This is a genomic window from Pseudomonas sp. TE24901 (genome assembly GCF_054058375.1).
The window spans coordinates 127,946-138,678 of record NZ_JBSSAF010000017.1 but is presented as its reverse complement, the minus strand read 5'-3'; the positions used below and the strand labels follow the sequence as shown (position 1 = coordinate 138,678).

The following is a 10,733-nucleotide window of genomic DNA, read 5'->3' as shown; positions in this document are numbered from 1 at the left end:
GTATCTAACTGTCGGCCCGGGTCAACTGTGGGAGCTGGCTTGCCTGCGATGCAAACACCTCGGTACATCAGGCACACCCAATCGATGCCATCGCAGGCAAGCCAGCTCCCACATAAAGCGTGCTATTCGCTCTTGATCTACACCACTCAAGCCAGCTGTCAGGCCGCTGTGCTTTTGCTTTTGATCTTGCTTTTGATCTTAAGCGCCCCGTCAAACACGCTGGCCGGAATCTGACAGGGATTTGGGGGCTAAACCGGCAGGGATGCCGGTTTAGCCGCCCCAAATACCTGTCGGATTACGGGCACACCGAGCCTAGGCGAGGTGCCGAGTGTTGGGGCAAGAGCCCTTTGCTGACTTTGGGCTGGGCCGGCATTCCGGCTCTTTTCCAAAGTGAGCCGCCGTAAGGGCGGAACCCTAAGCAGCCGTTACCCCAAAAACGGATATGTACCCCGTCCGAGAAACCGCCTATCCCGACAAAAACACTAGGACTTTGTACCTGCGTAATATTTTGGCGTAAACTGCCGGCAAGCCTGTGAGGAGTTTCCATGACTGCCATAACCATTACCGACGCCGCCCACGATTACCTGGCTGACCTGCTGTCCAAGCAGAACACCCCGGGTATCGGCATCCGCGTCTTTATCACCCAGCCCGGCACCCAGTACGCCGAGACCTGCATTGCCTACTGCAAGCCGGGTGAAGAAAAGCCTGAAGACACCGCCCTGGGGCTGAAAAGCTTCACCGCGTACATCGATGCCTTCAGCGAAGCCTTCCTTGACGACGCTGTGGTCGATTACGCCACCGACCGCATGGGCGGCCAGTTGACCATCAAGGCGCCCAACGCCAAGGTGCCGAACGTCAATGCCGACAGCCCGGTCAACGAGCGCATCAACTACTACCTGCAAACCGAGATCAACCCGGGCCTGGCCAGCCACGGCGGCCAGGTCAGCCTGATCGACGTGGTTGACGACGGCATCGCCGTATTGAAGTTTGGCGGCGGCTGCCAAGGCTGCGGCCAGGCGGACGTGACCTTGCGTGAAGGCATCGAGCGCACCTTGCTCGAACGTATTCCAGAGCTCAAGGGCGTACGCGACGTGACCGACCACACGCAGAAAGAAAACGCCTACTACTGAGTAAGGCGTTCACTGCGAACAAAAAAACGGCGCCCCGTGAGCGCCGTTTTTTTATGCCTTAAATTCAATGGCTTGCACTATCTATTTAACAAAATAGATCAATTGTGGGAGCTGGCTTGTCGGGTCGCCGCATCGCTGCGATAGCGTTATATCAGCAGACAAATGTTTTATCTGGCACACCGTCATCGCGGGCAAGCCCGGCTCCCACAGGGTTTTGCGTAGCTCTCAGGGCTTGATCAAGGGCGGTAGAGGTGAGCATGACCTGCGCGGTACAGCGAGGACTCGCTGAAGCTGTCACTGGCCAGCACTCGGCCCACCACAATCAGCGCCGTACGCCGAAAGCCCTTGGCGGCCACCTTCTGGGCAATATCCGCCAGTGTGCCGACCGCCCAATCCTGGTCCGGCCATGTCGCCCGGTGCACCACCGCAATCGGGCAGTCGGCGCCATAGTGTGGCAGCAGCTCAGCGACGATCTTGTCCAAGTGGTTGACCCCCAGGTGGATCGCCATGGTCGTGCCATGCCGCGCCAGGCTGTCGAAGCTCTCGCCGGCCGGCATGCCTGTTTTATCGGCATAGCGGGTCAGAATCACGCTCTGGGCGATGTCCGGCAGGGTCAACTCGGTTTCCAGTAACGCCGCACAGGCGGCCACTGCGGTAACGCCCGGGATGATCTGGAAAGGAATGCCCAACTCGCGCAAATGACGGATCTGCTCGCCAATCGCCCCGTAAAGGCTTGGGTCGCCGGAATGCACCCGCGCCACGTCCTGGCCTTTGGCGTGGGCTGTCTTGATCAGGTCGATGATCTGTTCCAGGTGCAATTCGGCGCTATTGACGACGGTCTCTGCCTGATGACCTTCCAGCACCGCTGCGGGCACCAGCGAGCCGGCATAGATGATCACCGGGCAGTTACGGATCAGCCGCTGACCCTTGACGGTGATCAATTCCGGGTCGCCGGGGCCTGCGCCGATGAAGTAGACGGTCATGGGAAATTCCTGTCGAAAAACGGGCGAGCATGAAAGTGGCTCATGATCGGAAGCGGCGATTATCGGGATTTTAGCCGGCGCACGCCAACGCAAAGGTAGCCTGGGCGGCTTTTTTGCGGGTGATCAGCAGTCCGGCAGGGGCACCCGCGAGGTGTTCGGCCAGGGCCAGGGCAGCGCTTTCGGCGACGCCGTAGCAGCCGGTATGGGCAAAGGCGACCTCGGATTTGTGACTCAAACGCTCGGCATAAACCGCCAGTTGTCCTGCGTTGAAACAGTGCAACGGGAGATCCAGCGCCCGGGCCATGGCCCGTATTCCCGGTTCATCCTTTTTCAGATCGATACTGGCCAGCGCGGTAATGCTGTTGCGATCAACGCCCCCCTCCGCGAGGGCGCTGTCAAACAGATCCAGCAGGGCGTGAACGTCACAACCCCGCTGGCAGCCCAAGCCGACCGCCAGGATCATGCAGCGTAGTGATCGTCACGGTTGCGACGGAACAACCACGCGCTGATCAGGCCCAGCGCCAGCCAGAAGGCGACGTTGGTCAGGTGCGAGGCGATCTTGAACTGCGCTTCCAGCGCCTCGGGTGCCAGCATCGAGTGCACTTCCGGTTGTGGCGCGCCGATGACGTGAGGCACGGCCAGGATCGCGGCACCCAGCACTTTCAGCAGCCAGTTACGGCCAAACACCAGCAGCGCAATACCGGCGGCGGTGGAGGCGGCGGTGCCGATCCACCAGATCTGCCGTTGCGCCAGATCGGCTGCCGCAGTGCCTGGCAGCTCAGGTGGCAGGCCCATGGTCGGCGCCAGTACGAAGGTGGCGTAACCGGCCAAGCCCCACAGCAAGCCTTGCGCGGTACGGGTCGGTGCGCGCAGGGTGTAGAGACCGGCCAGCATCAGGGCGAAACCGACTGCTACGACCAGGTTGCCGCCTGTGGTCGACAGCACACGCTGCCAGCCATCTTCCGGCTCCCAGGCCTCGGCGTCATGGCTGTGGGCGGCGGCGCCTTCGGCGTGTTCGTGGGCCACTTCGGTGGCGGCCGGGGCGTTTTCGAAGGTTTCCGCCTGCAGAATCAGCGGGGCGACCCAGAAGCTTTGCAGCAGGGTCAGCAGCAGGGCGGCCAGCAGGCCAGTGAACCCTGCGGTTTGCGCAATACGCTTGATCATGTCGGCAAGTCTCAGTGGCACGGGAACGCGGCGCTGTGGCGGGTATCGTGGGCTGCGTTGTGCACCGCCTCGATATGCGAGAAACCGGCGAAATACACCAGACACGCGCCGAGGATCGACGCACCGATGGCGGCGGTCAGGCGTTGGCTGAGGGTGGTGGTGTTGCCGGTGGCGTGCGAGGTGCTGGTGATGATCGACATGGCGCGTCCCTTCAGGGTTTCAGGGTGACACGAGCGCATGAAAACCCCGCGAGCCGGGCACGCAGGGTTCGAACAGCGCCCGCCCACCGCGGGTTTGTTATCTGATTTTTTCGGGCCGGTCTCCGGGCTTGCGAGGGGGCTCTTGGGAGAGTCCTGAAAGCATCGCCTTCCCATGCAAGTGCACAGTGGTTATGACGCTTCGCTCGCTTACCGTTGCGGGGGCAGCACCGGACTTGCCATAGGGGTATGGCGTACCGGTTTCCCGTTTCACCCTTTGCAGGGCACCCGAAACAAGGTGTGTAGGAGAACATGGGCGGTTGATGTGCGTCAAACACCTTGAACGGCTGTAAATGTTTAAGGTGTTTGACGGATAGGGTTGACCTCAAGGGTGACGAGCGATCGATGTTACTTTTTTGTGGATCAGACAAATTTTTATATCATCTCGAAATGAACCTGACTCTGCGATGATCGGAAGCGTAGGTGATCAAGTAGTCAAGGTTGTCATGATCAAACCTCTCGTCTTGTAATCCTCTTCCGCTGAGTGTCCAGCCCACTCCTATGTCCAGCTGGTTGAGAAGCTCGGTGCGTTTGAGGATCTCCTCGGCAATGGCTGAGGCTTTTGGAGAGAAGGTTCTCGTGGTTGGCACCTGACCGGCGGCCTCTTTTAATTCTTTGAAGTTGACGTATTCATCGCCCTGTCCGGCTGCATATTCATCGAAGTGTTTCTTCACCTCTTGTAGCAACTCTTTGTCACTGTAGAACCAGACCTGGGGCTTTTGCTCTGTTGTACTTCTCTTTGCCCGAGTTTCGAGGCTACTCGTGCTGGTGTATGCAGCGTGTTGGATCTGAATACTGTCCTGCGGGGCATCAGCTTCTTTCTCGCCTTTGTAGCTCGGCGAGTTGGGTGGCAGGTTAAAGTGGAGAGGGTAAAGTGTCATGTTTGATCCTTTATTGCGTTGGTATGTCTGGCGCGCATTGAGCGCTTATGAGCCAAATCTGTGTGGTGCAAAAGTCCAAGCTGTTCCTAGCTGGCTATCGGGCAATTAATGCGAGTTGTAAGTTTCATTCGACTGCCGCGGTATGGCGCGAACCTCATGTGTTGGCATTGACCCGCTCTGTGGCACTGCGTAGCCTTGCACCCTCGAGGTTCTCCAGCCCAGGCCGGAGCTAAGAAGGGAACGCGGTCCAAGCCGCGGCTGCCCCCGCAACTGTAAAGGGTTCAGCTGACTGCCACGCCACTGCCGACAAGGCGGGAAGGCGCAGCCAGCGCCGGTCGCAAGACCCGCACGCCCCAAGCCAGGAGACCTGCCTCGCAACCGATTTTCTACTTCAACCGGGCGGGGTGATCCGGTGACGAAATCCGCTGCTGCGCGCCGTCGCAGGGCCTATCGTCCCGTATGCCCGCCCCAAAGGGCATCCGATGAAAACACTGGCCAAACTCCCCGTCACCATCGTTACCGGCTTCCTCGGGTCGGGCAAAACCACCTTGCTGCGCCACATGCTCGACAACGCCCAGGGCCGTCGCATCGCGGTAATCGTCAACGAATTCGGCGAATTGGGCATCGACGGTGAAATCCTCAAGCAGTGCTCCATCGGTTGCACCGAAGAAGAAGCCAACGGCCGCGTCTACGAGTTGGCCAACGGCTGCCTGTGCTGCACCGTGCAGGAAGAGTTCTTCCCGGTGATGCGCGAACTGGTGGCCCGTCGTGGTGACCTCGACCACATTCTCATCGAAACCTCAGGCCTGGCCCTGCCAAAACCCTTGGTACAAGCCTTCCAGTGGCCGGAAATCCGCAGCGCCTGCACCGTCGACGCGGTAATCACCGTGGTCGACAGCCCGGCCGTCGCCGCGGGCACCTTCGCCGCCTTCCCGGACCAGGTCGACGCCCAGCGTAAACTGGACCCGAACCTGGATCACGAGTCGCCGTTGCACGAGCTGTTCGCCGACCAACTGGCCAGCGCCGACCTGGTGATCCTCAACAAAACCGACCTGATCAACCCGGAAGACCTGGCCCGCGTGCGCCTGGAAGTCGCCGAAGAGTTGCCGCCTGCGGTGAAGATCATCGAAGCCAGCAGCGGTCGCCTGCCGCTGGACGTGCTGATCGGCCTGGGTGCCGGCTCTGAAGAGCACATCGACGGTCGCCACAGCCATCACGATCATCACCACGAAGGTGAAGACGACGATCACGACCACGACGCTTTCGATTCCATTTCCATCGACCTGCCGCAAGCCGACGAAGCCCTGCTGCTCGACGCTCTGACCCAACTGGTGGTGCAACACGGCATCCTGCGCGTCAAAGGTTTCGCGGCCATCCCCAACAAGCCGATGCGCCTGCTGATCCAGGGTGTGGGCACACGTTTCGACAAGCACTTCGACCGTGCCTGGGGCGCTGACGAAGCGCGCATCACGCGCCTGGTGCTGATCGGTCAGGACCTCGATGCCGCCGGCCTCGAAGCGCAGTTGCGCGCTGCACTCAGCGTCTGACCCATGCACCTGCTCAGGACCCAGCCCGGTGGTTTCGTCTCGGACGACAATATTGCCGACCTTGGCCAAACCCCCGCTGACCTGGTGATCCTGTGCAGCGGTGATTCCAGCCTGGCATTGCTGGCCGAAGCGGCCCAGCAATTGCCCGACGATTACCCCAGCTTCCGCCTGGCCAACCCGATGCAGGTGCAGAACCATGCCTCGGTCGACCTGTACGTCGATGAAGTGCTGCGCCACGCCAAGGTCATCCTGATTTCGCTGCACGGCGGCATCGGTTATTGGCGGTACGGCATCGAGCGGCTGGTGGAGCTGGCCGAACGCGGCGTGCAGCTGATCCTGGTGCCGGGGGACGATCGCCCGGACCCGGAACTCAGCAGCCTGAGTACGGTAAACGCCGAAAGCCGCGACCGCCTGTGGCACTTTTTGCGCCAGGGCGGCCTGGGCAACGCGCTGGATTTCTATCGCTGCCTGGCCAGCGCTTACCTGGGCCGCGACTACACCTGGGCCGAGCCGCAAACCCTGCCGCGCACGGCGATTTATCACCCGCATAAAGCCAACCCGCGCCTGAACGACTGGCAGACGGATTGGAACCCCGAGTGGCCGGTGGCGGCGGTGCTGTTCTACCGCTCCCATTTGCAGGCGGCCAATACGGGTTTTATCGATGTGTTCTGCCAACGCTTACAGGCAGCGGGCCTTAACCCGCTGCCGATTGCGCTGGCCAGTTTGAAAGAGCCCGGCTGCCTGACGGTGGTCGAGGACCTGCTGGATGAAGTGGGTGCGGCGGTGATTTTGAACACCACCGGCTTTGCCCAATCCAGCCCCGAAGCGCCGCATTTGCGACCGTTTCGCCGCAATATCCCGGTGATCCAGGCGATTTGCGCCCAAGACAACGAGCCCGGCTGGCAGGCCAGCGAACAAGGCCTGGGCCCGCGCGACCTGGCGATGCACATTGCCTTGCCGGAGCTGGACGGGCGCATCATCAGCCGGCCGATCAGTTTCAAGGACCTGGCCTGGCGCAGCGAGCGCAGCCAGTCGGACGTGGTCTGTTACCGCGCCGCGCCTGAACGCATGGACTTTGTCGCTGAACTGGCGCGGCGTTGGGTCGAGCTGGCGCGGGTGCCGAATGCTGACAAGCGCATCGCGCTGATCCTCGCCAACTACCCGACCCGCGACGGCCGTATCGGCAACGGCGTGGGCCTGGATACGCCGGCTGCAGCGCTGAATATCCTGCGGGCGCTGCAAGCCGAAGGCTATCCGCTGCCGAGCGAGCTGCCTGAAAGCGGCACTGCGCTGATCCACGATTTGCTTGGCGGCGTGACCAACGACCTCGACAGCCTCGACCTGCGCCCCTGCCATCAAAGCCTGAGCCTGGATGACTACGAGGCGATGTTCAGTCGCCTGCCTGAATCCAACCGCCAAGCTGTTTTGGCACGCTGGGGTGCACCGCACAGCGATCCGATGTTCCGCGACGGCCGCATGATGATCGCCGGCCTGCGCCTGGGCCTGACGTTTGTCGGCATCCAGCCGGCGCGTGGCTATCAAGTGGACGCCAGCGCCGTCTATCACGACCCGGACCTGGTACCGCCTCACGCCTACCTGGCGTTTTACTTCTGGCTGCGCCACACCTACGGCGCCCACGGCGTGATCCACGTGGGCAAGCACGGCAACCTCGAATGGCTGCCCGGCAAGGGCGTGGGCCTGTCGGAAAACTGCTGGCCCGATGCATTGCTGGGGCCGTTGCCGAATATCTACCCGTTTATCGTCAACGACCCGGGCGAGGGCGCCCAGGCCAAGCGGCGCACCCAGGCGGTGATCATCGACCACTTGATGCCACCGCTGACCCGCGCCGAAACCTACGGGCCGCTGCGCAACCTTGAACTGCTGGCGGACGAATACTACGAAGCGCAGTTGCTCGACCCGCGCCGCGCTCTGGAATTGCAGAAAGACATCCTCAAGCTGGTGCGAGAAACCCGCATCGACCAAGAACTCGAGCTGGACAGCGAGGCGGACGCCGCCGTCTGGCTGCCGCGCCTGGACACTTACCTGTGTGACTTGAAGGAATCGCAGATCCGCGACGGGCTGCATATTTTCGGCGAGTCGCCCGAAGGTCGGCTGCGTATCGACACCTTGCTGGCCTTGCTGCGTATCCCGCGTGGCGATGGGCGCGGCCCGCAATCGAGCCTGTTGCGGGTGCTGGCCAAGGCATTCGACCTCGGCTTCGACCCTTTGGACTGCGCCCTTGCCGAACCCTGGACCGGGCGCCGTCCGCTTGTATTGCAGAAAATCGACCCACAGTTGTGGCGCACCGCAGGCGACACCCGCGAGCGTTTGGAACTGTACGCCGCGCGGTTGATCGAGCAGGCGCTGGAAGGGCCGCTGGAACAGCTGGAAGAACCCGGTTGGGAAGACGTGAAGGCGGTGATCGAGAGCCTGCGCATCGTCGTCGCGCCGCGCCTGGATGCCTGCGGCCCGGCCGAAATGCGCGGCTTGCTCGATGCGTTAGCCGGCCGCTTTGTACCCGCAGGGCCGAGCGGCGCCCCCAGCCGTGGACGCCTGGACGTGCTGCCCACCGGTCGCAACTTCTTCACCGTCGATGTGCGTAACTTGCCCACCACGACCGCCTGGCGCATCGGTTTCCAGTCCGCCAACCTGATTCTTGAGCGCCACTTGCAAGACCACGGTGACCACCTGCGTCAGCTGGGCCTGTCGGTGTGGGGCACGGCCACCATGCGCACCGGCGGTGATGACATTGCCCAAGCCATGGCGCTGATGGGCGTGCGCCCGGTGTGGGCCACGGGCAGCCAGCGGGTGGATGACTTCGAGATCCTGCCGATCAGCCTGCTGGACCGTCCGCGTGTCGATGTGACGTTGCGAGTGTCAGGCTTCTTTCGCGATGCGTTTGCCAATTTGATTCGCCTGTTTGACGCGGCGGTGCAGGCGGTAGCGGCGTTGGATGAGCCGGACGATATGAACCCGCTGGCGGCCAAGGTGCGCAGCGAGCGTGAGGCGTTGCGTGTGTCCGGCCTGGACGAAGAAACCGCCGCCAAGCAGGCCGGGTGGCGCATCTTTGGGGCCAAGCCGGGTGCCTATGGGGCCGGCGTGCAGGGCGCGGTCGACGGTCGCCTGTGGCAAACCCGTGAAGACCTGGCCGAGGTCTACCTTAATTGGGGCGGTTACGCCTATGGCGGTGCCGACGAAGGCACGGCCGCCCGTGAACAATTCGCTCAGCGCCTGAGCCAGGTGCAAGCGGTGTTGCAGAACCAGGATAACCGCGAGCATGACCTGCTCGACTCCAACGACTACTACCAATTCCAGGGCGGCATGCTCGCCGCCGTGGAAACCCTGAGCGGCGACAAGGCCGCCAGCTATCATGGCGACCACAGCCAACCTGATTTGCCGAAGATCCGCACCTTGAAGGAAGAGCTGAACCGGGTGATCCGTTCCCGCGCTGCCAACCCCAAGTGGATCGAAGGTGTGAAGCGCCATGGCTACAAAGGTGCGTTCGAAATGGCCGCCACCGTGGACAATCTGTTCGCGTTCGACGCCACCACCGCGCTGATCGACGATCATCAATACGCGTTGCTTGCCGACGCGTACCTGCTGGACCCTGACACCCGGGCCTTTGTGCAACAGCACAACCCTGATGCCCTGCGCGATATGGCCGAGCGCATGCTCGAAGCCCAGCAGCGCGGCCTGTGGCAAGAGCCCGGGGCTTACAAGGCGGCGTTGGAAAACCTGTTGCTGGATATAGAAGAAGACAGCTGATGACTGATACTCCGCATTTTCCGCTGTCCGCCGTGGTCGGCGCCGACGACTTGAAACTGGCCCTGTGCCTGACCGCCATCGACCCCAAGATTGGCGGCGTGCTGATCGAAGGCCCGCGCGGGATGGCCAAGTCCACCTTGGCGCGTGGGTTGGCAGACCTGCTGGCCAGCGGGCAGTTTGTGACCTTGCCGCTGGGCGCTACCGAAGAACGCTTGGTCGGCACGCTGGACCTGGACGCAGCCCTCGGCGAAGGCCGTGCGCAGTTTTCCCCCGGCGTGCTAGCCAAGGCCGACGGTGGCGTGTTGTACGTCGATGAAGTCAACCTGCTGCCCGACCACCTGGTGGACCTGCTGCTCGACGTGGCCGCCAGCGGCACCAACCTGATTGAACGCGACGGTATCTCGCACCGCCATTCGGCGCGGTTTGTGCTGATCGGCACCATGAACCCGGAGGAAGGCGAGTTGCGCCCGCAATTGCTCGACCGCTTCGGCTTCAATGTGGCGTTGAGTGGGCAGACCTTGCCGGCCGAGCGGGGGCAGATCATCCGCCGCCGCCTGGATTTCGACAGTGACCCCGTGGCGTTCCTTGCACACTGGGCCGCAGAACAGGCCGCACTGCGTGAGCGTTGCACCCAGGCGCGGGCGCGGCTCGACAGCATTGCGCTGGATGATGCGGCGCTGGCGCAGATCACCGAGCGCTGTTTCGCGGCCGGTGTCGATGGCCTGCGTGCGGACCTGGTGTGGTTGCGCGGCGCCAGGGCCCATGCGGCATGGCGCGGTGCGGGTGTCATCGCTGAAGAGGATATTGAAGCGGTCGCCGAGTTTGCCCTGCGTCATCGCCGCCAGGTGCAGACCCCACCGGCGAGTCCGCCGAGCGAAGGGCCGTCGCCTAAGCCATCCGACACCTCGCCGAGCCAAGGCCAGGGCCAATGGGGTGACATGCCCGCGCCGGCCCTGCCCACAGGCGCACGCCGTGAAGTCCCCACCTGGCCAAAAAAGCCCTAGGC

The 10,733-nt window shown here is 62.5% G+C and carries 9 protein-coding genes and 2 riboswitches; of the genes, 4 read left to right on the top strand and 5 right to left on the bottom strand.

Features of this window, described 5'->3' with window-relative positions:
- The first annotated feature begins 545 nt into the window (after positions 1 to 545).
- Positions 546 to 1,130 (top strand): Fe-S biogenesis protein NfuA, encoded by a 585-nt coding sequence (nfuA, locus tag ACVWVP_RS27280; protein ID WP_003190728.1) that lies wholly within the window; start codon positions 546 to 548, stop codon positions 1,128 to 1,130.
- A 236-nt stretch (positions 1,131 to 1,366) separates the two neighbouring features.
- On the opposite strand, the gene cobM is transcribed toward nfuA, so the two are convergent.
- The 5 genes from cobM to ACVWVP_RS27255 form a co-directional block, all read right to left on the bottom strand.
- Positions 1,367 to 2,113 (bottom strand): precorrin-4 C(11)-methyltransferase, encoded by a 747-nt coding sequence (gene cobM, locus ACVWVP_RS27275; protein WP_259175744.1) that lies wholly within the window; start codon positions 2,111 to 2,113, stop codon positions 1,367 to 1,369.
- A 70-nt stretch (positions 2,114 to 2,183) separates the two neighbouring features.
- The gene (locus ACVWVP_RS27270) at positions 2,184 to 2,576 is read right to left on the bottom strand and encodes a cobalamin biosynthesis protein (RefSeq protein WP_457409075.1); all 393 of its coding nucleotides are present in this window, start codon (positions 2,574 to 2,576) and stop codon (positions 2,184 to 2,186) included.
- On the bottom strand, positions 2,573 to 3,277 hold the full coding sequence (locus ACVWVP_RS27265; protein ID WP_178919586.1) for a CbtA family protein: 705 nt from the start codon (positions 3,275 to 3,277) through the stop codon (positions 2,573 to 2,575). Before ACVWVP_RS27265 ends, ACVWVP_RS27270 begins: the two co-directional genes overlap by 4 nt.
- A gap of 11 nt (positions 3,278 to 3,288) precedes the next feature.
- Complete coding sequence (locus tag ACVWVP_RS27260; protein WP_259175747.1) at positions 3,289 to 3,477, bottom strand: CbtB-domain containing protein; 189 nt, start codon at positions 3,475 to 3,477, stop codon at positions 3,289 to 3,291.
- A gap of 96 nt (positions 3,478 to 3,573) precedes the next feature.
- Positions 3,574 to 3,781: riboswitch (cobalamin riboswitch) on the bottom strand.
- Positions 3,782 to 3,914: 133 nt separating this feature from the next.
- Entirely contained in the window at positions 3,915 to 4,415 is a 501-nt protein-coding gene (locus tag ACVWVP_RS27255; protein ID WP_457409073.1) for a hypothetical protein, read from the bottom strand.
- Between the two features lie 189 nt (positions 4,416 to 4,604).
- A riboswitch (cobalamin riboswitch) is annotated at positions 4,605 to 4,804 on the top strand.
- Between the two features lie 93 nt (positions 4,805 to 4,897).
- Between ACVWVP_RS27255 and cobW the strand changes: the two genes are divergently transcribed.
- Genes cobW through ACVWVP_RS27240 form a run of 3 tightly spaced genes read left to right on the top strand, consistent with a single transcriptional unit; the run spans position 4,898 to position 10,731 of the window.
- The gene (cobW, locus tag ACVWVP_RS27250) at positions 4,898 to 5,962 is read left to right on the top strand and encodes a cobalamin biosynthesis protein CobW (protein ID WP_178919588.1); all 1,065 of its coding nucleotides are present in this window, start codon (positions 4,898 to 4,900) and stop codon (positions 5,960 to 5,962) included.
- A gap of 3 nt (positions 5,963 to 5,965) precedes the next feature.
- The gene (gene cobN / locus ACVWVP_RS27245; protein ID WP_457409070.1) at positions 5,966 to 9,727 is read left to right on the top strand and encodes a cobaltochelatase subunit CobN; all 3,762 of its coding nucleotides are present in this window, start codon (positions 5,966 to 5,968) and stop codon (positions 9,725 to 9,727) included.
- On the top strand, positions 9,727 to 10,731 hold the full coding sequence (locus ACVWVP_RS27240) for an ATP-binding protein (protein ID WP_259175755.1): 1,005 nt from the start codon (positions 9,727 to 9,729) through the stop codon (positions 10,729 to 10,731). Before cobN ends, ACVWVP_RS27240 begins: the two co-directional genes overlap by 1 nt.
- Positions 10,732 to 10,733 lie beyond the last annotated feature (2 nt).